Origin of the sequence: Geotalea uraniireducens, assembly GCF_027943965.1 — a bacterium.
Classification (GTDB): Bacteria; Desulfobacterota; Desulfuromonadia; order Geobacterales; family Geobacteraceae; genus Geobacter; species Geobacter uraniireducens.
Map to the genome: position 1 here is coordinate 68,416 of NZ_AP027151.1, position 21,277 is coordinate 89,692.

The 21,277-nt window shown below is 62.3% G+C and carries 19 protein-coding genes; 9 read left to right on the forward strand and 10 right to left on the reverse strand.

The window, feature by feature from the left end:
- Positions 1-9: 9 nt before the first annotated feature.
- From QMN23_RS00325 to QMN23_RS00350, 6 genes are all read right to left on the reverse strand, one after another.
- A complete protein-coding gene (locus QMN23_RS00325; RefSeq protein WP_282001083.1) occupies positions 10-657 on the reverse strand; it encodes an urea amidolyase associated protein UAAP2 in 648 nt (215 codons plus the stop codon).
- Positions 658-706: 49 nt separating this feature from the next.
- The gene (locus QMN23_RS00330; RefSeq protein WP_282001085.1) at positions 707-1,429 is read right to left on the reverse strand and encodes an urea amidolyase associated protein UAAP1; all 723 of its coding nucleotides are present in this window, start codon (positions 1,427-1,429) and stop codon (positions 707-709) included.
- A gap of 37 nt (positions 1,430-1,466) precedes the next feature.
- Positions 1,467-1,925, reverse strand: coding sequence for a nickel-responsive transcriptional regulator NikR (gene nikR / locus QMN23_RS00335; RefSeq protein WP_282001086.1), 459 nt, complete (start codon positions 1,923-1,925; stop codon positions 1,467-1,469).
- Between the two features lie 81 nt (positions 1,926-2,006).
- Positions 2,007-2,909 (reverse strand): ABC transporter ATP-binding protein, encoded by a 903-nt coding sequence (locus tag QMN23_RS00340; RefSeq protein WP_282001087.1) that lies wholly within the window; start codon positions 2,907-2,909, stop codon positions 2,007-2,009.
- On the reverse strand, positions 2,896-3,936 hold the full coding sequence (locus QMN23_RS00345; protein ID WP_282001089.1) for an ABC transporter permease: 1,041 nt from the start codon (positions 3,934-3,936) through the stop codon (positions 2,896-2,898). The genes QMN23_RS00340 and QMN23_RS00345 overlap by 14 nt, the downstream gene beginning before the upstream one ends.
- Before the next feature lie 96 nt (positions 3,937-4,032).
- Positions 4,033-5,157 (reverse strand): ABC transporter substrate-binding protein, encoded by a 1,125-nt coding sequence (locus QMN23_RS00350; RefSeq protein ID WP_282001090.1) that lies wholly within the window; start codon positions 5,155-5,157, stop codon positions 4,033-4,035.
- 277 nt (positions 5,158-5,434) lie between these two features.
- On the opposite strand from QMN23_RS00350, the gene QMN23_RS00355 reads away from it, so the two are divergent.
- On the forward strand, positions 5,435-5,956 hold the full coding sequence (locus tag QMN23_RS00355; protein WP_282001091.1) for a L,D-transpeptidase family protein: 522 nt from the start codon (positions 5,435-5,437) through the stop codon (positions 5,954-5,956).
- A gap of 26 nt (positions 5,957-5,982) precedes the next feature.
- Here QMN23_RS00355 and QMN23_RS00360 read toward each other — a convergent pair whose 3' ends face one another.
- Both QMN23_RS00360 and QMN23_RS00365 read right to left on the reverse strand, forming a co-directional pair.
- On the reverse strand, positions 5,983-6,906 hold the full coding sequence (locus tag QMN23_RS00360; RefSeq protein WP_282001093.1) for a L,D-transpeptidase family protein: 924 nt from the start codon (positions 6,904-6,906) through the stop codon (positions 5,983-5,985).
- Positions 6,907-6,935: 29 nt separating this feature from the next.
- A complete protein-coding gene (locus tag QMN23_RS00365; protein ID WP_282001095.1) occupies positions 6,936-7,304 on the reverse strand; it encodes a hypothetical protein in 369 nt (122 codons plus the stop codon).
- Positions 7,305-7,512: 208 nt separating this feature from the next.
- Between QMN23_RS00365 and QMN23_RS00370 the strand changes: the two genes are divergently transcribed.
- The 8 genes from QMN23_RS00370 (at position 7,513) to QMN23_RS00405 (ending at position 19,655) form a co-directional block, all read left to right on the forward strand.
- Complete coding sequence (locus QMN23_RS00370) at positions 7,513-7,764, forward strand: hypothetical protein (RefSeq protein WP_282001096.1); 252 nt, start codon at positions 7,513-7,515, stop codon at positions 7,762-7,764.
- A complete protein-coding gene (kdpA, locus tag QMN23_RS00375) occupies positions 7,761-9,491 on the forward strand; it encodes a potassium-transporting ATPase subunit KdpA (protein WP_282001097.1) in 1,731 nt (576 codons plus the stop codon). The genes QMN23_RS00370 and kdpA overlap by 4 nt, the downstream gene beginning before the upstream one ends.
- A gap of 102 nt (positions 9,492-9,593) precedes the next feature.
- Positions 9,594-11,660, forward strand: coding sequence for a potassium-transporting ATPase subunit KdpB (gene kdpB, locus QMN23_RS00380; protein ID WP_282001098.1), 2,067 nt, complete (start codon positions 9,594-9,596; stop codon positions 11,658-11,660).
- A 50-nt stretch (positions 11,661-11,710) separates the two neighbouring features.
- Positions 11,711-12,280, forward strand: coding sequence for a potassium-transporting ATPase subunit KdpC (gene kdpC, locus QMN23_RS00385; RefSeq protein ID WP_282001100.1), 570 nt, complete (start codon positions 11,711-11,713; stop codon positions 12,278-12,280).
- Positions 12,277-14,973, forward strand: a complete 2,697-nt coding sequence (locus tag QMN23_RS00390; RefSeq protein WP_282001101.1) for a sensor histidine kinase — start codon at positions 12,277-12,279, stop codon at positions 14,971-14,973. The genes kdpC and QMN23_RS00390 overlap by 4 nt, the downstream gene beginning before the upstream one ends.
- Positions 14,963-15,667: a response regulator gene (locus QMN23_RS00395; protein ID WP_282001102.1), complete on the forward strand. Its 705-nt coding sequence runs from the start codon at positions 14,963-14,965 to the stop codon at positions 15,665-15,667. The genes QMN23_RS00390 and QMN23_RS00395 overlap by 11 nt, the downstream gene beginning before the upstream one ends.
- A gap of 321 nt (positions 15,668-15,988) precedes the next feature.
- Entirely contained in the window at positions 15,989-17,971 is a 1,983-nt protein-coding gene (locus tag QMN23_RS00400) for a fibronectin type III domain-containing protein (RefSeq protein WP_282001103.1), read from the forward strand.
- Between the two features lie 520 nt (positions 17,972-18,491).
- Positions 18,492-19,655, forward strand: a complete 1,164-nt coding sequence (locus QMN23_RS00405; RefSeq protein WP_282001104.1) for an MFS transporter — start codon at positions 18,492-18,494, stop codon at positions 19,653-19,655.
- 63 nt (positions 19,656-19,718) lie between these two features.
- On the opposite strand, the gene QMN23_RS00410 is transcribed toward QMN23_RS00405, so the two are convergent.
- Both QMN23_RS00410 and QMN23_RS00415 read right to left on the reverse strand, forming a co-directional pair.
- A complete protein-coding gene (locus tag QMN23_RS00410; protein ID WP_282001105.1) occupies positions 19,719-20,615 on the reverse strand; it encodes a hypothetical protein in 897 nt (298 codons plus the stop codon).
- Positions 20,616-20,691: 76 nt separating this feature from the next.
- Positions 20,692-21,240, reverse strand: a complete 549-nt coding sequence (locus QMN23_RS00415) for a DNA-binding protein (protein ID WP_282001107.1) — start codon at positions 21,238-21,240, stop codon at positions 20,692-20,694.
- Between the last annotated feature and the right edge of the window lie 37 nt (positions 21,241-21,277).

Here is a 21,277-nt window from a genome sequence, read left to right on the forward strand (position 1 = left end):
ACGGGTCGGTCAGTCCCAGATCAACAGCTGCACTGGGGTCGGGTTGTAGGCGTTGCACGGGTTGTTGAGCTGCGGACAGTTGGAGATCAGGCAGATCACGTCCATTTCCGCCCGCAGTTCGACGTATTTCCCCGGCTCGGAGATGCCGTCGGCGAAGGTCGATTTGCCGTCCGGGGAGATCGGCACGTTCATGAAGAAATTGATGTTGTGAACGATCTCCCGCTTGTCCATCCCCTCGCCCCAGGCGAGGAGGCCGGCGAGGAAGCTGTCGCGGCAGTTGTGCATGTAGCGTTTCTCCCGGGGGTAGCGGACCGAGTTGCTCTCGGCGGAGCAGCCGCCTCCCAGGGTATCGTGCCGGCCGCAGGTGTCGGCGCTGATGGTCAGCAGGACGTTGCCCTCCGACGACAGCAATTGGGAGCCGGTGGAGAGGTAGACGTTCCCCTGCTCGCGGATGGTGTCGACGGCGCTGTAGCGGTCGCTGTAATCGGCAGCGTTGTAGAAGATGGTATCTACCGCCTGGTTCCCTTCCAAGTCGACGATCCGCAGGGTCTGCCCCGCGCGGATCAGCCGGATCCAGTGCTCGCCGGCCGGGACGACGGTCGAGGCGACGGCGGCGGCCGGGTCGAGCGGGCTTTCTTTGAGGGTCGCTATGGTCATGGTCGGTTCCTTTCCTGATTCAATCCCTCCATTAACGGGGGACGTCAACTTAAAGACAGTACTCCACCGTATTGATGAAGCCCCGTTCGTTCTGTGGGCAGAAGGTGCGGCACGGGTTCTCTTCCGGCGCGATAGCGGAGCGCCAGACGGTCAGCCGGACCGGCTTCGGGGCGTATTCGGGGGTGGGGTCCATCGGGTGCGGGCAGCTGCAGAGCACCACCAGGGTATCCATTTCCGCCTGCAGGTCGACGAAGGCGCCGGCGCGGGAGTTGCCGGCGACGAAACTCATTGCCCCCGTCTCGTCAACGGCGATCTTGGTGAAGAAATTGACCGGTGCCACCAGGTCCCGTTTGCCGAGACCGTGCTTGGCCAGTTCCAGCAGCAGCGCGTCATGGCCGTTGCGATAGTAGCCGTTGCGCGCCTCCTGGTAGCTTCGGCTGCCGTAACGGCGTTCGTTGGTCCGGGCGTTGGAAACGCCGCTGATGGTATCGTGCCAGCCGCAGCTGTCGTCGAGCACCGACACGAGAATCCGCCCGAGATCCGAATAACAGGCACACCCCTTGCCGATGCAGGAGATGAACTGGGCTTTCAGTGTGTCGGGCATGTTGTAGCGTTCGGTGGGATTGTGGGCGTTGTAGAAAATCGCCGCCATGTTGGCCCCTCCCTCCAGGTCGGTCAGTCGCAGGGCGGTGCCGCGCTTGAGAAGGTGCGAGCGATTCCATCCTCCCGGCATGGTCTCTTCGAAAAGGATGAGCTTCGGATCGATGTTCATGAGCTATTCTCCTCCTGGAAATGGGCGTCTTGTATCCCTACCTGGTTTTCTTTCGGGCATGGAGCGGCGGCAGCGTCGAACCGGTCAGGGTCAGTTTCCCCGTTTCCACCCCCTTGCAGCCGATCAGTTCCTGGACCAGCGCCCGCAGGCGGTAGACCGGACCCTGAACGATCAGCACCTCCATCCGGTAGTTGTTCTCCAGCATGACGTTGAGGGAACTGACCACTTCCTTCAGGTAGGCGCGCTGGATCTCCACCAGCCGTTCCTGGATCTGGTTCCGCGATTCGTCGTAAAAGATGGTGATGCTCCCGGCCATCACTTCCCGGTCGTTGTGCTTCTCCCGCCGGGTGATCAACGCGTCGCGGAGCATTTCCGCCACCGCGTTGCTCCGGTTCTGGAAGCTGCTCTCGGCCATGATCCGGTCCAGTTCTTCCGACAGCGATTCCGGCAGCGAGATGCAGATCCGTTTGACCCCCGAATTTTTCTTCATGTCCATGGTTGGCCGGTCCTTTCCGTGGCTATCGTATGAATAATTAACAAAAAAGTATTACCATGATATCCGCCAAAAGCGACCGGCTCAATAGACATCGTCACCAACTGGCGTCAAGCGGACGATGGGGAGCAGGTCATCCCCCTCCTTGGCCGGATGGATCAACTCTTCGAGCCGTTTTTTGGTCGCCAGGAATTCCTGGGAAAGGAACTGTTCCGGCGACCGGGGGTGTTCCACTGGCACTTCGATGATCTCCTGGATTTCCCCCGGATTGGCCTTCAGGACCACGATCCGGTCGGAGAGGTAGACCGCCTCGTCCAGGTCGTGGGTGATGAAGATGATGGTGACATCGACGTTTTTCCAGATCTGCAGCAGGTACGACTGCATCTTGGCGCGAGTCTGCGCGTCGAGGGCGCCGAACGGCTCGTCCATCAAGAGGATCCGCGGCCGGTTGGCCAGGGCGCGGGCAATCGCCACCCGCTGCTTCATCCCGCCGGAGAGCTCGTGGGGGTACGCCTCGGTGAATTCCTGCAGGCCGACCATCTCGATCCAGCTCCGCGCCTCCTGTTCGGCCGACAGGCTGCCGAACCCCTGGGAGACCTCCAGGCCGAACATGACGTTCTTCAACACCGTCAGCCAGGGGAAGAGGGTATAGCCCTGGAAGACCATCCCCCGGTCGGGGCCGGGGCCGGTCACCTCCCGCTCGTCGAGCAGGATGGCGCCGCTGGTCGGCTCTTCCAGCCCGGCAAGGATCCGGATCAGGGTCGATTTGCCGCAGCCGGACGGCCCGATGATCGAAATGAATTCGCGGCGCCGCACCTCGAAAGAGACATCATGGAGGGTCTGGATGGCCCCCTGGACTCCGTCGAAGGTCTTGCCGAGCCGGTTGACCCGCAGGACCACCGGCCGGGCGGCGATTTTCCGGAACCGCTCCCGGACTGCCGGACTCTGCTGCCGGTAGCTGGGAAGGGCGATTTCATGCGTTGTCATAGGGCACCTGCTGATAGGCGGATTTGACTCGGGTCGGTGCATAGACGATCCGGAGCCGAGAGAGGAAACTGCGCTTGCGGCTCTTCCAGACGAACAGGTGGCTTCCCAGCCAGGCGAGGAAGATGTCGGTCGTCAGGCCAATGATGCCGATCATGATGATGGCGGCGTAAACATTGTCGTAGATCCGGTACTTGGCCTGCTGGTTGATGAACCAGGTGATGCCGGTGCTGTTTCCCACCACTTCGGCGACGATCAGATAGGTCCAGGCCCAGCCGAGCAGAATGCGCATGTCCCGGTAGATGTCCGGCAGGATGCCTGGGATCACCACCCTGGTGAACAGCTTGAAGCCCCGCGCCCCGAGAGTCTGGGCCGCCTCGATCAGCGCCGGGTCGAGTTTCTGGGTGGTATTGGAGATCATTAGCAACTGCTGGAAGAAGGTACCGATGACGATGATGGCCACTTTCGGTCCGTCGTTGATGCCGAGTACCGCCACCGCCAGCGCGGCAAAGGCCGGGGCCGGCAGGTAGCGGAAGAATTCCACGAACGGTTCGCTCAGGTGGGCGAAAAACCGATAGGTGCCGCAGATGATGCCGAGCGGCACGGCGAGCAGCGAGGAGATCAAAAAACCCCAGACGATGACCTTGATGCTGTGCCAGAGGCTTTCGTGGAGCCACGGCTCATCCGGCAGTCGGGGCGGGGTGGTGAATGCCTTGTAGAAACTGATCGCCACTTCGTGGGGGGCGGGGAGGTAGATCGGATTGGCCGGGATGCCGCTGGCCGGCATCAGGTGCTGGGCCATCGCCTTGGCATTTTCCCGGGCAAAGGCCCCCTTTTTGACCAGGTCGCCGACCGTGAAGTGGCCGATATCGCCGCTGGCGGTGATCCTGACCAGCGGATGCCAGACGGCCGGGCAGTAGCTGACGATCGCCCAGAACGCCAGGGGGATGATGAAGGAGAAAATCTGCAGAACCCGGCGCCGGCGGGGGTCCAGATCCTTCCAGATGACGAAGTAGCGTGCGCGTGCCATGGTTTAATCCTCTCGAATGCGCCGACAGTTTCCCCGGTGGCCCCTGGCGACTGCCGGGGGCGGGCGGCTGTGCCCGTCGCCCGCCCCCGCGGCGATTTACTGCACGTTCATGGTGAACGAGGGGTCGATGTACTCATCGACATTCTGCGGCTTGCTGTAGACCTTGTTCGCCACGTTGAAGGCGTCGGCGTTCTTGCTCGACCCGTAGAGCGATTTCAGGCTGTCCCCCTTCTTGAATACCTCTTTGGCCTCGGCCAGGGAGAGGAAGCGGGTCCCTTTCATATAGGTGGCATACTCAGCCGGCGGTACGTTGACCCGCGCCGACATGATGTCGAGGACCTCTTTCTCGTGGGCCGGATCCTTGATGTAGTCGTAGATTCGATACCAGACCTTGACCACTTTCTGCCAATCCTCTTTGCGGTCGGCCAGGCTCTGGGGATCGACCACCAGGGTGTCGTAGATGAGGCCTGGGGCGTCGGCGCTGGTGTAGATCGCCTTGGCGCCGTTCACCGCCTTCAGGGCTTGTCCCGAGTTGGGCTGCCAGGCGGCGATGGCGTCCACGTCGCCCGAAGCCAGGGTCTGGGCGGTCTGGTGGGTCGGGGTGTTGATCAGTTTGACGTCGCTGATTTTCATCCCGTTCTGTTTGAGGGCCGTCTCAAGCATCAGGTGTTCCAGGAGGCCGATTTCCAGGGCGACCTTTTTCCCTTTGAGGGCTTTGATCGAATCGATGCCCGGCCGGGCGACAATCATGTCGTTGCCGTTGCTGTAATCGTTGACCAGGATCATCACGCCCTTTTTACCGTTGGCACCGTTGACCAGCGTGTCGCCGTTGGACATTGCCACCGCATCCACCTTGCCGGCGACAAAGGCATCCATGGACGGGGCGTATTCGAACCAGAGGAACTGGACGTTGACGCCGGCTTCCTTGAAAAATCCCTTCTGGATGCCGACCTCCCAGGCTACCCAGCCCGGCCAGTCGCTGTAGGCAATCCGGAGAGGTGGTTTCCCCTGGGCGCCCTGTTGTACCGCCGTACTTTCCTTGCCGCCGGACTTGCAGGCAACCAGCGCCAGACAGCAGGCTGCCGCGGCCAGTGCCACAATCATTATCCGCTTGACTCTCATCTGTTCCCCCCTTTGTGGAAGATCGTCCCGGGTCGAATCCGCGGCCGGCGGCCAGACGAAACCGAACTGTCGCCGGTCGTCGTTGACCACGTCAAACATTGGAGTAGCAACCGTCATGCCGCCGTAATACTTTTTTAGTGATTTGTATGAAAATAGGCCGTCGGCTGCCCAGCGGCCAACTCAAATCAGGGGGTTGGCCATGACGCCGGCTGCCCGGGGCGGCAGGGCGCGGCATGGTCAACAGGAAGCGGTGTGCCGTAAATTGCAGCATGTGGTGGCAAAACTGCCTAAAAAGTCAGCATTGTGTTGCCGTTGTCGCCGGCGCGCCCGAAGCGGATGACTGACGTGCTGGTCTGAAAATTGCTATTCACTCCGAATGATGGCAACGAAACGAATCCGACAGTTCAGCCTGCTGCTGGCCGCCCTGCTGCTGGCGGTCGCCGCCGGCCCGGCACCGGCCGTGGCGGCAGTGGCCCCCGTCGACCGGGTTGTGGTCTTCAAGAGCCGGCGGCTGATGCAGCTGCTCCGGGGAAACGAGGTGATCCGCTCGTACCGGATCGCCCTCGGCAGGCATCCGGTCGGTCCCAAGGACCGTTCCGGCGATTGCAGGACCCCCGAGGGGTGCTACCTGCTCGACCGGCGCAATTCTGCCAGCGCCTATCACCGCTCCATTCACATCTCCTATCCCAATGCCCTCGACCGGGCCGCGGCCCGCAGCAAAGGGGTCTCCCCCGGCGGCGACGTCATGATCCACGGTCTCCCCAAGGGGTTCGAAGATCTGGCCGACCGGCACTTCGTCCGGAACTGGACGAAAGGGTGCATCGCCGTCAGCAACGCCGAGATCGATGAGATCTGGCAACTGGTTCCCGACGGCACACCGATCGACATCCATCCCTGACGCTTCACGGCGTGGCCGGCTCTCACCTAACGGCTGACGTCGGTCGGGATGCCGGTCTTTTCACGGGCCACTACCGTCAATTTTTGCAGATCGACTCGGTCGGCCAACCCCTTGCTGAAGACCAGGCCGAAGGCAGTCGCCATGAGGTCGTCGTCCGGTCCGCCGTGGGCCTCGGCAAAGACGTGGCCGTTAAGGAGTGCCAGCTTGACCGGCTGGCGGATGATCGACACCTTGGTGCCGACGGGAACAGCGGCAAAGAGCTTCGGGATATCGTTTGGGTAGAGATGGATGCAGCCGTGGCTGACTTGGCGGCCGATACCGAACGGCCGGTCGGTGCCGTGGATCAGCACCGAGCGGAGGGAGAGCCGGAGGGCATGGCTGCCCAACGGGTTGTCCGGCCCCGGCGGGACCTCCTTCGGCAATTCGGGCTTCTGCCGCCTGATCGAGGCCGGGACGTGCCAGGTGGGCCGGGTGATCTTTTCGACGATCCGATAGGTGCCGGTCGGCGTTTCCCACCCCTCGTCACCGATGCCGATCGGGTAGGTGACGACCCGGTCGGGGTGGCGGGAGGGAAAATAAAAAAGCCGCATTTCGGAGAGATTGATGACGATTCCCCGGCGAAGGGGGACGTCGGGGATGATCCAGCGGCTGGGAATGGTGATCCGGGCGCCAGGTTCGGGAATGATCGGGTCGAGCTCCTGATTGGCGGCGACGATCTCGTTGTAGCCGAGGTCATACTGCGGCGCCAGCTCGATCAGCGATTCGCCCTGCCTGATCTCGTGGCTGGCCAGGGTGCCGATCATCCCGCTGCCGAGCCGGAATTCGGCCCCTGCACATGGCCGGGCCACCAACAGCGCTGTTAGGGCAAAAATGGTACACCAGGGGAAGATGGTCCGTTGCGTCATGTCGTTATCGGTGAGGATGGGGAATGGTGCGGTCGGCTTCCCCACGGTCGCCGGCCGCCCAGGTTGTTAACCGGCTACTTCTTCTGCTCCAGCTTGAAAAGTTTTTCCGATTTCTTCTCTTCGTGCTGCGCCTGCTGGGCCGCCGCCTCGGCCCGATCCGCCGCCGCTTCAGCCCGCTGGGCTGCGGCTTCGGCCTTCTGCGTGTCGACGGAAAGCTTGTTGGCGGCGTCGAGCGCCTGCTGTGCCTTGTCATCCGCCGCCTTGATCGCCGCCTTGTCGGCATCCGACAGCCCCGCTTTCCCTTCCAGATCGTTGACTTTCTGCTCCAGCTTGCCGAGCCGCTCCGCCAGCGGATCCGTCTGGGACTTGACGAATTCCTGGGTCGCGCAGCCCGAAGTCAGCAGCAGTACCATCAGCCCCCCGGCGCCAATGATTCTCTTCATGTCCGCCTCCTTCGTGATAGGAATATGTGCTTAATAATCCCACCGGTTTTACCCTTGTCAAGGCAACATTCGCCAGGATTGTCACGAACTTCTTGACGATTTCTTGATAGCTCCTCCGGCCATTTTGAGCCTGCCTTGAGGCGGCGGGCGGTATGCTGATCACCAGGGACCGACAAGCGGATTTGCCACGTTTCCGGGAGGAGCCACCGTGAAGATTTATCTCTACGATTGTGACAGCGGAGTCTACCAGGGCGAGGATTTTGTTGCCGACGAGGGGCAGTGGGCCGGCTCGATGCCGGCGGGGGCCACGACCGTTGAGCCACCGCCGGCAAAGGGCGGTGAAGCGCCGATTTTCGACGCCGCAACCCGCCGCTGGGAGCTGCGGCCCGTTGCCGCTCTGCGGAAGGGTTCGGGACATGGTACACTTGACCGGGAAAGCCCCGAGGAGCGCCGCCGATGAATCTTCAGGAGTGGCTGCATACCACGCTGTTCTTTACTGTTCTGCTGCTTCTGGTCGGGCCGTTCGGCCGCTACATGGCCCGGGTCTACCAAGGGGAACGGACCGTTCTCACCCCCCTGGCCGCCGCCGTCGAAACCGTGCTCTACCGGCTTTGCGGCGTGGATCGGCACGAGGAGATGGACTGGAAACGGTATGCTGCCAGCCTCCTTCTGTTCAATCTGCTCGGCGGCACGGTCCTTTTTGCCCTGCTGCTCCTCCAGGGCGTCCTCCCCCTCAACCCGCAACGGTTTCCGGCATTCTCCTGGCACCTGGCCCTCAATACGGCCGTCAGCTTCATGACCAACACCAACTGGCAGAATTACGGCGGCGATTCGGCGGCCAGCTATTTCACCCAGCTGGGCGGCTTTACCGTGCACAATTTCGTCTCTGCCGCCACCGGGATGGCGGTCGCCATCGCCCTGATCCGCGGCTTCGCCCGGCGAAAAAGCACGGCCATCGGCAATTTCTGGGTGGACCTCACCCGGAGCATCCTCTACATCCTGCTGCCGCTGGCGCTGCTTGCCGCCGTATTCCTGGTCTCCCAGGGGGTGATCCAGAATCTCGCCCCGTACCGGACCGTGCCGCTACTCCAGCCGGTTGCCCGGGAACCGGGGGGGTGGGGTGGAGCGGCCCGGGAGGTAACCATGCCGATGGGGCCGGTCGCTTCCCAGGAGGCGATCAAAGAGCTCGGTACTAACGGCGGCGGTTTCTTCAACGCCAACTCGGCCCACCCCTTCGAAAATCCGACCCCTCTTACCAACATCGTGGAGATCTTTCTGATCCTCCTGATCCCCGGCGGACTAACCGTCACCTTCGGCCGGCTGGTGGGGAACCCCCGCCAGGGGTGGGCGCTGCTGGCGGTGATGCTGGCGATCCTCGTCTGCGCCATGGGGGTTCTCTCCCGGGCCGAGTCGGCCGGCAATCCGCTGGTGGCGAAGCTTGGCGTCTACGGCAGCAACATGGAAGGAAAAGAGATCCGCTTCGGCCTGGCCGGCAGCTCCCTGTTCACCGTCGCCACTACCGGTACCTCCTGCGGCGCGGTCAACACCATGCACGACTCCCTTACTCCCGTCGGCGGGATGATGCCGCTGGGGCTGATTCTCCTCTCCGAAGTGGTCTTCGGCGGGGTTGGCACCGGGCTCTACACCATGCTCGCCTTCGTGGTGATCGCGGTCTTTATTGCCGGGCTGATGATTGGCCGGACCCCCGAGTTCCTCGGCAAAAAGATCGAGGTCCGGGAGATGTGGCTGTCGATCGTCACGGTGCTCGTCGCCGGCGTGCTGGTACTGATCTTTTCCGGGCTCGCCATGCTGGTGCCGGCAGGGGGCGCCGCCATGGCGAACCCCGGCGCCCACGGCCTCACCGAGGTGCTCTATGCCTTCGCCTCGATGGCCAACAACAACGGCAGCGCCTTTGCCGGGCTGAACGGCAATACCGTTTTCTATAATCTGACCGGTGCCGTCTGCATGCTGGTCGGTCGCTTCGCGCCGATCGTCGCCTCACTGGCCATGGCCGGATCGCTGGCGGTGAAGAAGTACGTCCCGCCGAGCCTCGGGACCCTGCCTACCGACAAGCTGCCGTTCGCCCTCTGGCTGACCCTGGTGATCCTGATCGTCGGCGCGCTGACCTTTTTCCCCGCCCTGGCGATGGGGCCGATCGTCGAGCAGCTGCAGATGATGGGAGGGTAGGGGCAAACCCCCGTGCCTGCCCGTCCACGCCCGACCGCAAACAAGGCGGGAGGCCATGGGGGGCCGCACCTACGCAAGGATGTAACGACGGAGAAGATATCCATGTCCAGACACGCTCCGGAACCGATCTCGATCTTTGACCGCCGGCTGATGTGCGCGGCGCTGGTCGAGTCCTTCAAAAAGCTCGATCCCCGCACCCTCTGGCGCAATCCGGTGGTGTTCGCCGTGGAGATCGCCAGTGTCATTACCCTGATTTCCTTTGCCCTGGCGCTCGGCGGAGTGGGAGGGGAGTCGGCCCGCTTTACCGGGTTGGTTTCGCTCTGGCTCTGGCTGACGGTTATCTTCGCCACCTTTGCCGAAGCACTGGCCGAGGGACGGGGAAAAGCCCGCGCCGCCTCTCTCCGCAAGACCCGCACCGAAGTGACCGCCAAGCGGGTGAAAAGGCCGGCATTTGACGCTCCCGTCGAGATTGTCCCGGCCACCGCACTGCGCAAGGGGGATTGCATCCTGGTCGAAGCAGGCGAGCTGATCGCCGGTGACGGCGAGGTGGTGGCCGGGGCCGCGCTGGTGAACGAAGCGGCGGTGACCGGCGAATCGGCGCCGGTGGTGCGCGAGGCCGGTGGCGACCGGAGCGCCGTTACCGGCGGCACCACCGTCATCGCCAACGCGATTGTCGTCCGGATTACCGCCAATCCGGGAGAAACCTTCCTCGACCGAATGATTTCGCTGATCGAAGGGGCGAAACGCCGCAAGACCCCCAACGAGATTGCCCTGGAAGTCCTCCTGGTTGCCCTCACCACGGTATTTCTGCTGGTCTGCGCCAACATCAGCCCGCTCTCCGCCTATAGCGTCAAGGCGGCCGGCCGGGGGGCGCCGATATCGCTGACGGTGCTGGTCGCCCTTTTCGTCTGCCTTGCCCCGACCACCATCGCCGCGTTGCTGCCGGCCATTGGCATTGCCGGGATGGACCGGCTCTTCCAGAAGAACGTCATTGCGCTGTCGGGGCGGGCCATCGAAGCGGCCGGCGATGTCAATGTGCTGCTCCTCGACAAGACCGGCACCATCACCCTCGGTAACCGGGAGGCGGTGGAGTTTGTCCCGGTGGGCGGACACAGCGAACAGGAACTGGCCGAGGCCGCCCTGCTGGCCTCGCTCACCGACGAAACCCCGGAAGGGCGCTCGATCGTCATGCTGGCGAAGAAACGGTACGGCCTGGAGGCGGTTCTCCCCGCCGATGGGCAGGCCATCGTCTTCAGCGCCGAGACCCGCCTTTCCGGACTCGACACCGGCGGCCGGCGCTACCGGAAAGGGGCGGCGGATTCAACGGTCGCCTTTGCCCGGAGCCTCGGTGCTTCTGCCACCCCTGCCACTCTGGAAGAAGTGGTGGACCGGATCGCCCGGGCCGGGGCGACGCCGCTGGTGGTCAGCCGCGATGCCGAGATTTTCGGCGTCGTCAACCTGAAGGACATCATCAAGGGGGGAATTCAGGAGCGGTTCCAGCAGCTGCGGCAGATGGGTATCCGGACGGTGATGATCACCGGCGACAATCCGCTCACTGCCGCGGCCATTGCCGCCGAGGCCCAGGTGGATGACTTCCTGGCGAAGGCGAAGCCGGAGGACAAGCTGCGGCTGATCAAGGAAAACCAGGAGCAGGGCTTCATGGTGGCAATGACCGGCGACGGCACCAACGATGCCCCGGCGCTGGCCCAGGCCGACGTGGCGGTGGCGATGAACACCGGCACGCAGCCGGCCCGCGAGGCGGCGAATATCATCGATCTCGATTCGAACCCGACCAAGCTCCTCGACATCGTCGAAGTCGGGAAGCAGATCCTGATGACCCGCGGCAACCTGACCACCTTCAGCATCGCCAACGACGTCGCCAAGTACTTCGCGATCATCCCGGCGATGCTGCTCTCGATCTACCCGCCGCTGGCGGTGCTCAACGTCATGCAGCTGGCGACGCCCCGCTCGGCGATCCTCTCGGCGGTGATCTTCAACGCGCTGATCATTCCGCTGCTGGTGCCGCTGGCGCTCAAGGGAACCAAATTCCGCCCGCTGCCGGCCGAAAAGCTCCTCATTCACAATCTGCTCATCTACGGGGTGGGGGGGATGCTTGCGCCGTTTGCCGGGATCAAGGTGGTCGATCTGCTGGTGAGGCTGTTCGTGTAAAGGCGGATCCGGCGATCCCCGATTATGCAAGAATCCTCCGGGAGAACATCATGAAAGAGCTGAAACCGGCAATCCTCTTTTTCATCATCTTCACCGCCATCTGCGGCGGCATCTACCCGGCGGTGGTCACCGGCATTGCCCGCACCTTCTTTCCGCAGCAGGCGGCAGGAAGCTTCATTACCGACCGGGCCGGCCGCGTGATCGGCTCACGGCTGATCGGCCAGCCGTTCTCCGCCGACCGGTACTTCTGGCCCCGGCCGTCGGCCACCGCCGGCTTCCCGTACAATCCGCTGGCGTCTGGTGGTGCCAATGCCGGCCCCACCAATCCCGCCTACCTCCGGGCGGTGGCGGAACGGGTGGCGGCACTCCGTGCCGCCGGCATCGACGGTCCGCTCCCCGCCGATCTGGTCCAGGCCTCGGCCAGCGGCCTCGATCCCCACCTTTCGCCGACGGCGGCAGCGGTGCAGATCCCCCGGGTGGCCAGAGCCCGCGGGGTGAGCGTTGCCCGGCTGGCCCAACTGGTGGCCGACCGGACCGAAGAGCGGCGGCTCGGTTTTCTCGGCGCGCCGCGGGTAAATGTGCTTGAATTGAACCTGGAACTGGATAGACTGTCGCCATGAACGGCAACCACGACGATAACCGCCCCTCCCCCGAGGCCCTGCTGAAACTGGCCCAGGCCGAAGAAGCCGGCGCCACGCGGGGAAAGCTGAAAATCTTTCTCGGCTACGCCGCCGGGGTGGGGAAGACCTACGCGATGCTGGAGGCGGCCCGGCTCCGGCAGCTGGAAGGGCGGGACGTGGTGGCGGCGTACGTCGAGTCCCACGGCCGTTCCGAGACCGATGCCCTGCTGGAGGAGCTGGAGATCATCCCGGTGGTCCGGGTCGCCTACGAGGGGGTGACGCTGGCGGAACTGGACCTGGACGCGGTGCTGGCCCGCCGGCCGCAGATCGCCCTGGTTGACGAGCTGGCCCATAGCAACGCCCCCGGCGCGCGGCACGAGAAGCGCTGGCAGGATGTGGAGGAACTGCTTGCCGCCGGGATCGACGTCTATACCACGGTCAACGTCCAGCATTTCGAGAGCCTGAACGATACCGTGGCGCAGATTACCGGCATCGTCGTCCGGGAGACCGTTCCCGATCGCCTTCTCGATGAAGCGGTGGAGATCCGGCTGGTCGATATCCCGCCGGAGGAGCTTCTCCAGCGGCTCCGGGAGGGGAAAGTCTACATCCCGGCGCAGGCCGCCTGGGCCCTTGACAAGTTCTTCAAGCAGGGGAACCTGATGGCACTGCGGGAGCTGTCGCTGCGCCGGGCCGCCGTCCGGGTCGACGAACAGATGCGGGCGTACATGGAGACGCGGGCGATTCCCGGCCCCTGGCCGGCGGCTGAGCGACTCCTGGTCTGCGTCAGCGGCAGCCCTTACAGCGAGCGGCTGATCCGGGCGACCCGCCGGCTGGCGGACGAGCTGAAGGCCCCCTGGTTCACTGTCTATGTCGAAACGCCGGGGGGCGACAAGTACGTGCAGGAAAACCGCGAACGGGTCTGGCGCGATCTGCGGCTGGCGGAGAGTCTTGGCGCCCAGGTGGCTAACGTGACGGGGAATGCGGTGGCCGATGCGCTGATCGATTACGCGGTCCGGCACAACGTCACCAAGATCGTGGTCGGCAAGCCGGCCAAGCCCCGCTGGCGGGAGCTGCTGTCGCCTCCTATCGTCGACCAGCTGATCCGGCTGAGCGGCGTGATCGACGTGGTGGTGGTCAGCTTCGCCCCGGGCGTGGGGGAGGAGCGGCGCCCCGGAAAACCGGCGCAAGCGCCGGCGGTGCCCGGCTACCTGGCGAGCCTTGGGCTGGTGGCTGCCGCCTCGCTGATCTGCCTGCTGGTGAAGCCGTTCCTCCAGCCGACCAACATGGTGATGATCTACCTCCTGGCGGTAGTGTTGTCGGCAATCCGGTTCGGCCGGCGGCCGGCGGTTCTGACTGCCTTTCTCGGGGTGCTCGCCTTCGATTTCCTCTTCGTGCCGCCGCGGCTGACCTTTGCCGTGGCCGATACCGAATACCTGATTACCTTTGCCGCCCTGTTCATCGTCGGGGTGGTGATCAGCACCCTGGTCGCCCGATCCCGGGAGCGGGCCGAGGCGGTGCGGGAGCGGGAGGTGCAGACCGCCTGTCTTTACTACCTCAGCCGCGATCTGGCCGCCGCCGTCGATCTCGAAGCGATCATCCACGGGGTCATCCGCAACATCGAAGAGACGCTGGGAGCCAAACTGGCGGTATTCCTGCCGGAGGGGGCGACCCTGGCGATCGGCGGGGCCAGCGGCGGCCTGGCCCTCGACGAGAAGGAGCGGGCGGTGGCCGACTGGGCCTTTCGTAACCGCCAGGCGGCCGGGCGGGGGACCGGCACCCTCGGCTCGGCGGCGCTCCTCTATCTGCCGCTGCAGACCGCGGCGAGCGTCCTCGGAGTGCTCGGGATTCGCCTGCCGGACGATGCCGCCTCCCGGTCGGAACAGAAACGCCGGCTGCTTGACGCCTTCGCCAGCCAAACCGCCATGGCCATGGAGCGGGTCCAGTTCTCCCGCCAGGCGGAACAGGCGGAAATCCTCCAGGCACGGGAAAACCTGGAACGGGCGCTGCTCAACTCCGTTTCCCACGATCTCCGCACGCCGCTCGCCTCGATTACTGGGGTGCTGAGTTCGCTCCGCGACGAGGGGGAGCTGCTGAACGACCGCTCGCGCCGGGAACTGCTCGAAACCGCCTGCGAAGAGGCGGCGCGCCTCAACCGTTTCGTCGGCAACCTGCTCGACATGACCCGCCTCGAAGCGGGGGCGGTCAGGCTCAACCTGGAACCGTGCGACGTCCAGGATCTGGTCGGTTGTGCCCTAGCCGCCCTCGACGCGCGGCTCGGCGACCGGCCGGTCGAGGTGCGAATTCCCCTGGACTTGCCTTTGGTACCGATGGACATGGTGCTGATGATCCAGGTGTTGATCAACCTTTTGGACAATGCGCTGAAATATTCGCCGCCGGCGGCACCGCTCGAAGTCTACGCCCGCCTTGACGACGGCTGGCTGATCATGGCGGTGGCCGACCGGGGACCGGGCGTTCCTCGCCAGGACCTGGAGCGGATCTTCGACAAGTTCTACCGGATTCCGGTACCGGAAGGCGCCGGGGGGACCGGCCTCGGCCTGTCGATCTGCAAGGGGATCGTCGAGGCCCACGGCGGCGAGATCCGGGCCGAGAACCGGGCCGGCGGCGGGTTGCGGGTGATCGTCAGGCTGGCGCTGGCAGCAGCGGCGCCGAAGAAAGGACGCCATGGCCAATGAACTGAATAGCGCCAATTTGCCCCGCATCCTGGTGGTGGACGACGAGGCGGCGATCCAGCGCTTTCTCCAGACGGTCCTCGACGCCGGCGAATTCTCCCTCCACCGGGCCGAGACCGGCCACGCGGCGCTGGCGGCGGCCGCGGCGGTCCGTCCCGATCTGATCCTCCTCGATCTCGGCCTGCCGGACCTGGACGGGGTGGAAGTGATCCGGCGAATCCGGGAGTGGTCGCCGGTGCCGATCATTGTCCTCTCGGTGCGGGAGCGGGAAGACGACAAGGTGCGGGCGCTGGACGCCGGCGCCGACGATTACCTGACCAAGCCCTTCGGTATCGCCGAGCTGCTGGCGCGGATCAGGGTGGCGCTTCGCCGCTCGGTGCAGCAGGCGCCGGAGCCGGTCTACCGGGTCGGCGAGCTGGAGGTGGACCTGCCGCGCCGCCGGGTGACGGCGGCCGGTGCCGAGGTCCAGCTGACCCCTACCGAATACGAGCTGCTGCGGCTATTGGTCACCCATGCCGGCAAGGTGCTGACCCACAGCCAGATTCTCCGCCAGATCTGGGGGGTGGTCTACCTGGAGCAGCCGCACGTCCTGCGGGTGAACATCAGCAACCTGCGCCGCAAGATCGAGCCGGACCCCGCCCGGCCTCGCTACATCCTTACCGAACCGGGGGTCGGCTACCGCCTGCGGGCGGAGTGAGAATACTGACATGCTGTACATCCCACCGTTCGATCAAAGAATAGATTGACATCGGGGACTTACCTTCTAGCATTGGTATTGTCTAATGGTGTTTGCGCGGTTGCCCATGAAGACAGTACATCGGCTTATAATGGGATCTTCTCCGGACATTTCGGCTGAATTGATTGACTCACCCTCTGCCAGAGATGGCGCTTCCTCCTTGCGATTGTTTCATTGAACTTGGTCAGCCGGATTCTCAGGATGGCCCATACTGACGGTCAGCATCTCGGCATCCGCTTTTTTTGCCTCTGGTCCGGATTGACTGACTGCAGGAGGGGGAAAATGAGAAAGTCGATCTTTCGGACGGCTGGGATGGTGGCCGTGGTGTGCATGCTTTTCCTCGAACTCATCGTCACTTTGCGCGAAGCACGCGGGAGGGAAATTGCCGGTGTCGCGACGGGCATTGTACCAGCAAACATCGCGGCGATTATCTGGGAGAGTCAAACCGTCGACCAGTATGGAGATAAAGGCGCTGACAACTCCCTGGCAATAGATGCTTCAGGGTATCCACATATCAGTTACCGTGAATACGATTGGTGGGCTATGACCGATTATCTGAAATATGCGTATTGGAACGGCACGAAATGGGACATCCAGTATGTCGATTGGACGGGAGACGTCGGGTTTAATAGCTCATTGGCTTTGGACGGCGCAGGCAGACCCTGCATCAGTTACCATGACAATCAAGCCAGGTTGAAATACGCCCGGTGGGATGGTTCGGTATGGAATATTACGACGATTAGTTACGCTGGTGGCTCGCCATCACTTGTTCTGGACAGCTCAGACATCCCTCACATTAGCTATTTTAGGCCTTACTATGTAAAGATCGACAACTTGGTCGTGCTTCAGGCAGATCTGATGTATGCGCATTGGGATGGTCAGCAGTGGCAAGTTCAAACTGTTGAACGTGGCGGAAGAGTCGGCGAGTATAATTCGCTAGCCCTCGATCATCAAGGGCGGCCGCACATTGCTTATCGAGATTTTGGTACGGCGAGCGGCAAGCTGAAATATGCAACCTGGGACGGGTCCTTGTGGCAAATCCAGACTGTCGACGATCAAGGCGATGCAGGCAAGAATCCGTCTCTCGCTCTGGACAGCGCAGACCGGCCATGTATCAGCTATATGGGGGGCGATTATAGCTTGAAATACGCTACATTGGTCGGCAATGCATGGCAATTCCAAATTGTCGATGAACGCCCCGGCATGTACTTTCTTCCGAATTCCCTCGCTTTGGATAGCGAAGATCGGCCTTGTATCAGCTATTGTGATCAATTCCATGTGCCGATGTCATTAAAATATGCCGCTTGGGACGGCAGCATGTGGCAAATACAGACCGTCGATAGTGTTGGCAGTCCCGGGATGAGCAATTCTCTGGCTTTAGACAGAAATAATCCCCATATCAGTTATTATGAAGCGATTGATGGTACGGGTGGAGGCGCCCTGAAATACGTTAAATTTGAATCAGTCGTTACCGTCCCAGGCGTACCCCTCAATGTATTCGCTACTGCTGGCAATACTCAAGCTACAGTCAGTTTCACTGCTCCGGCGTCTGATGGTGGTAGTGCGATAACCAGCTATACTGCAACTGCCTATCCGGGCATGATAACCGCAATTGGTCTGGCGAGCCCGATAACGGTGACCGGATTAATCAATGGTATCTCCTACACCTTTACGGTAACCGCGACCAACGAGTTGGGGCCTAGTTCAGCTTCGTCGACATCCAATAGCGTTATCCCACAGGCTCCTTTGGTACTGACACTCGATTTTTCCGGCACTGGCAGCGGCACTGTAACGGGAACTGCGACCGGGAGCCCGGGAATCCTTTCTTTCAATACCAGCGGTAGTATTCCATTTACTCCTGGATCTGTGGTCAATCTACACGCAGAAGCGACTGAGTATTCGTTGTTTTCCAACTGGCTTGGCGCCTGTGACGGAACGAATCCGGACTGCGTGCTAACAATGGATAATGATCGGAACCTTACCGTAATATTTGCCAAGGATATTGAACGCATGGCATGGATTGATGGCACGGTAAACTATTTTGCAGCAATCCAGCTCGCTTATGATGATGCCTTATCACATGCCATCATCAAAGCGTGGGGAACTGACTTCGTTGAAAATTTAACCTGCAACGGCAGTAAGGACCTTATCCTTAAGGGTGGTTACGACATGCTTTACGCAAGTAATTACGGTTATACGACACTCAAAGGGAATTTGGTCATTCAGAGCGGCTCGCTTACGATTGAGCGGTTGGTAATCCAGTAGGGGTAAGGATATCCCTGAAGGAGCCCTCTGGATGATCTGTTTCAATGTCTCGCAAGCTTTGTCGGCTGCAAAGACCTGTGCCAAACAGGACAACCATTTGACCCAGTATTGCTCCGGCATGCAATACACAACAGTTGGATTCTTTCGTCTGATTCCAGTCCACCATCTACGGCGAAAACAAGAAAAAACCACTTCAGTCTCGGATTTTCTTACTTAGTGAGATATGCCGTGTGCACAATCGCTTGTTATTGGTTTTGTGAAATCCTCGGATTTTGAGAGTGTTGATTCGATTGTTGGCGATTTATGTCACGCGTAGTAAATGTGAAATTGACACGTGATCAGACGCCGTGACGTGCGACAGTAATAGTGTTGCGATTCACCGATTCGTTGGGTGTCACTCCTTCTCCCCGGGAGTTGCCACGACGCCGTTCCTCGCGTATGATAGCCGTTCCGTTCGCGGTTCGTTGCTGCCGGTAGCGCCGAACCGCCGCGGCTATTTCCCGAAACGGAGGGGCATGCGGTGCCCGTGATCCTTGCCGAGCAGCGGCCGATGCTTCGCTTCCTGCTGGTCCTGACCGTCGCTTCGACCCTCGGCCTCCAGGGGTGGTCGATTCTTTTCAACAACTTCGCCGTCGAGGCGGTGCGGCTGAACGGCAGCGAAGTGGGGCTGATCCAGTCGATCCGCGAAGTGCCGGGCTTCCTGTCGCTCCTGGTGGTCTTCGTTCTGCTGCTGGTCCGCGAACACCGGCTGGCGGCGCTGGCCATCGTCTGTCTCGGCAGCGGCGTTGCCCTGGCCGGGCTCTTTCCCACCCTTGGCGGGTTGCTGGTTACCACCCTGGTGATGAGTTTCGGCTTCCACTATTTCGAAACCACCAACAACTCTCTGACCCTCCAGTATTTCACCACTGCCACCGCGCCGCTGGCCTACGGGCGGGTCCGCAGCTTCGCCGCCATGTCGAGCATCGCTGCCGGCGGGATCATCTGGGTGCTCGACGGATATCTGCCGTACCGCGACATCTTCCTGGCCATCGGCGGAACGGTGGTGGCCCTCGGGCTCTGGGGGCTCTGCCGTAATCCGACCCACGGCGGGATCGCCCCCCAGCGGCAGCGGATGGTGCTGCGCCGGCGCTATGCCCTCTATTACTTTCTCACCTTCATGTCGGGGGCGCGCCGGCAGATCTTCGTCGCCTTCTCGATGTTCCTGCTGGTGAAGATCTTTCACTTCACCGTCCGGGAGATGACCCTGCTGTTCATCCTCAACAATGCCATCAACTATTTCCTCAATCCGCTGATCGGTAGGGCCATCGTCCATTTCGGCGAACGGCGCATCCTCTCCATCGAGTACGCCGGGCTCACCGCCGTCTTCATCACCTATGCCTTCACCCGCTCCCGGTACCTGGCGGAAACGATGTACATCCTCGATTTCATCCTTTTCAACTTTGCGGTCGCCATTCAGACCTACTTCCAGAAGATCGCCGACCCGGCCGACATTGCCCCGACCATGGCGGTCGGCTTTACCATCAACCATATTGCCGCGGTGGTCCTGCCGGTGGTCGGCGGCCTGCTCTGGATGGTCGATTACCGCATTCCCTTCATTGCCGGCGCCGGGATGGCGCTGGTCTCCCTCTGTGCCGTGCAGCGGATCAGGCTTCCCGCGCCGGAGCGGGCGCTTCCGGCCGCCTGAACGACAACGGCCGCCGGGTCTCCCCGACGGCCGTTGTCTGCTGCATTCTCTGCCCCTGCTTCGTTACATCATTCCCATTCCGCCACCCATGCCGTTGTGCGGCTGCCAGCTGTTGCCGGAATAGTTCCAGAAATAACTGTGGCTGGTCATGTTGCGGAACAGGCTCGAATAGTTGCCGAAGCCGGCGGTCATCGGCATGCTGCCGAGCATCGCCTGCATCTGGGTCCGCATGGTGGTCATGAAGGTGCTGCCGGTGCCGGCGCCGGTAGTGACGTTGTTCGCCAACTGCGGCAGGTTCTGGTTGATCGTCCCCATCATCGCCCGGTAGCGGCCGGCGTAGACCGTGCCGCTGCCGCCGCTCCCCATTACCGTTCCCGCCTGGCTCTGCATCAGGGTGACCATCTGCTGGGCAAGCTGGTGCATGAACTGGTAGTTCGTCTGGTTGGTTCCCGCCTGGCTGCCGCCGGCGACGTAATCGCCGAGCATCGACATGGTCGCGGGCAGATTGAGCTGGTTGCGGAGCTGAACCATGGCGTCAGTCAACGTCATGCCGGGATTGGCGGCCATCTTCTCCTCGATCAGTGTCGACATCGGGCTGATGAATCCGGCTATGCCGGCCGGCGCTGTCATCACATAGCCCTGGCCTACCGTGCCGCTGTCCTGGTCGGTGGTGGTGCCGGCAATTGCCCGGACCACCATCGGGTATTTCGTTTGATCGCCGGCGGTCACAGTCATGGTGTATTTCCCGCCGGTGGTGGTCATTGCGTTCGGTTCACCCGGATCCAGCTGATAATTGCCGTTCTTGTCGAGGAATACCTGGGCATTGGCCAAGTAGCCGTCCGCCACAGTGCCGCTTACCGTGGTTGATGCTGCCGTCGTCGTGCCGCTTCCTCCTCCGCCGCAGCCGGCCAGCGTGGCGGCGGCGATTGCCGCCAATGCGGCAAGAACCTGTCTTTTCATGTCGTCTCCTTATGCTCGGTCGGCTGTCCATAACATGACGCCGCAAGCCGGTAAATAGTTTGCTCGTTGAATGTCGTTAACGGCGCATCATGCCGCCACCGCGCATCATCCTGCCACTGCGCATTGAGCCGCCCCGCATCCAGCCGCTCTCTGATTGCCGGTCGGCAGCATGGTCGGTATTTGCGGAGCCGCTTTCCCACCGCGGGTTTCCTCTGCCGTCCCGCAGCTCGACTTGGGCGCCGGTGGTCCGGTTGGTCAGCCGCTGGGTGATGAGATACCACTTGCCATCCTGGCCCTGAGCCTTCGACCCCCTGGCAATCAGTTCGTCATCCGGACTGATCACTATCCCCGCCTTCTTCCAGTAACGTTCTGGGCCAAGGGCGAGCCTGACAACCCTCCCCTCGGAGCCGACTGCTACCACCAGGTTGTCCTGTTCGCCAACGCCCGGGACGGAAACTGCCCGTCCCGAAACGGTGGCGACGGTATTGACGTCGTAGCCGTGGTTGAAGTCCAGGCCGCTCGTCTCCTCGCCGCTGCCGAAGCCGAAGGCTGCGGCGCTCCCGGCCGTCAGGCAATGCAGCAGAAGTGCGGTGAGCAAGAGGAGAACAAAGCGACCTGCCTTCATTGACAAAACTCCTGGTGGTTGGTTGCCGTGCGGGAAA

Bases quoted from the DNA above. Each gene is read 5' to 3' on its own strand.
- QMN23_RS00415 (WP_282001107.1), bottom strand. From the start codon at position 21,240: ATGAAGGCAGGTCGCTTTGTTCTCCTCTTGCTCACCGCACTTCTGCTG.
- QMN23_RS00395 (WP_282001102.1), top strand. From the start codon at position 14,963: ATGGCCAATGAACTGAATAGCGCCAATTTGCCCCGCATCCTGGTGGTG.
- QMN23_RS00350 (WP_282001090.1), bottom strand. From the start codon at position 5,157: ATGTTTGACGTGGTCAACGACGACCGGCGACAGTTCGGTTTCGTCTGG.
- QMN23_RS00400 (WP_282001103.1), top strand. From the start codon at position 15,989: ATGAGAAAGTCGATCTTTCGGACGGCTGGGATGGTGGCCGTGGTGTGC.
- kdpC (WP_282001100.1), top strand. From the start codon at position 11,711: ATGAAAGAGCTGAAACCGGCAATCCTCTTTTTCATCATCTTCACCGCC.
- nikR (WP_282001086.1), bottom strand. From the start codon at position 1,925: ATGGACATGAAGAAAAATTCGGGGGTCAAACGGATCTGCATCTCGCTG.
- QMN23_RS00410 (WP_282001105.1), bottom strand. From the start codon at position 20,615: ATGAAAAGACAGGTTCTTGCCGCATTGGCGGCAATCGCCGCCGCCACG.
- QMN23_RS00345 (WP_282001089.1), bottom strand. From the start codon at position 3,936: ATGGCACGCGCACGCTACTTCGTCATCTGGAAGGATCTGGACCCCCGC.
- QMN23_RS00340 (WP_282001087.1), bottom strand. From the start codon at position 2,909: ATGACAACGCATGAAATCGCCCTTCCCAGCTACCGGCAGCAGAGTCCG.
- QMN23_RS00330 (WP_282001085.1), bottom strand. From the start codon at position 1,429: ATGAACATCGATCCGAAGCTCATCCTTTTCGAAGAGACCATGCCGGGA.
- QMN23_RS00365 (WP_282001095.1), bottom strand. From the start codon at position 7,304: ATGAAGAGAATCATTGGCGCCGGGGGGCTGATGGTACTGCTGCTGACT.
- QMN23_RS00325 (WP_282001083.1), bottom strand. From the start codon at position 657: ATGACCATAGCGACCCTCAAAGAAAGCCCGCTCGACCCGGCCGCCGCC.
- kdpB (WP_282001098.1), top strand. From the start codon at position 9,594: ATGTCCAGACACGCTCCGGAACCGATCTCGATCTTTGACCGCCGGCTG.
- QMN23_RS00355 (WP_282001091.1), top strand. From the start codon at position 5,435: ATGATGGCAACGAAACGAATCCGACAGTTCAGCCTGCTGCTGGCCGCC.
- kdpA (WP_282001097.1), top strand. From the start codon at position 7,761: ATGAATCTTCAGGAGTGGCTGCATACCACGCTGTTCTTTACTGTTCTG.
- QMN23_RS00390 (WP_282001101.1), top strand. From the start codon at position 12,277: ATGAACGGCAACCACGACGATAACCGCCCCTCCCCCGAGGCCCTGCTG.